Annotated in this window: 1 pseudogene; it reads right to left on the bottom strand. The window is 63.9% G+C overall.

What is annotated here, in order from left to right:
- Positions 1 to 57 precede the first annotated feature (57 nt).
- Positions 58 to 692, bottom strand: a pseudogene (locus C5F46_RS16295) (DUF932 domain-containing protein); the annotation flags it as partial.

The following is a 692-nucleotide window of genomic DNA, read 5'->3' as shown; positions in this document are numbered from 1 at the left end:
TTCTGATCGACGACCCCTTGGAAAGTTGGGGCACCCATGGGGGCGCCCCAAATCATGTCAGCCGACCCGGTCGAGAAGCTTCTTGGCGCGCCCCTCCATGTCGAGCCGGGCGTCCTGCTGGGTCTTGTCGCGCGCAAGCCGCGTGATGCCCTGCACGAAATCGAAGATGCTCTCGGGCGGGCGGCCCTCTTCCATCAGCACCTTCTCGATGATCTTGCCGGATTCGGCTTTCGAGAAACCCCGCTTGCGCAAGAAATCAGCGCGATCCTCGTCGCTGCGTGCCACGATCTGCTGCCGCGCAGCCTTGATGCCGTTCACGAAGCCCTGCGGCGAGGAATTGGCGAAGCGCGTCAGCGCCGGGGCCGCCTCATGGGCAAAGCGCGAGGCCGCGTATTTCGAGTGGCGGATCTTGATCTCCTGGAAATCCTCGACGCCCCAGAGGTTGCGGTTCTGGCACACCGCCCGCAGGTAGAAGCTTGCCATCCCCAGGGTCTTCGCGCCCACCTCGGAGTTCCAGCAGTAGAATCCACGGAAGTAGAGATCGGGGGAGCCGTCGGGCAGACGCCCCGCCTCGATCGGGTTGTGGTCGTCTACGAGGAACAGGAAGACGTCACGGTCCGAGGCATAGAGCGTGGTCGTGTCGCGGCTGATCTCGACATCGGGGTTGTAGACGCCGGTCGACCAGTCGAGCA

This window comes from Phaeovulum veldkampii DSM 11550, from assembly GCF_003034995.1.
Classification (GTDB): Bacteria; Pseudomonadota; Alphaproteobacteria; order Rhodobacterales; family Rhodobacteraceae; genus Phaeovulum; species Phaeovulum veldkampii.
Note: the sequence above shows the minus strand (reverse complement) of the source record. Positions and strands in the feature narration are given on the sequence as shown.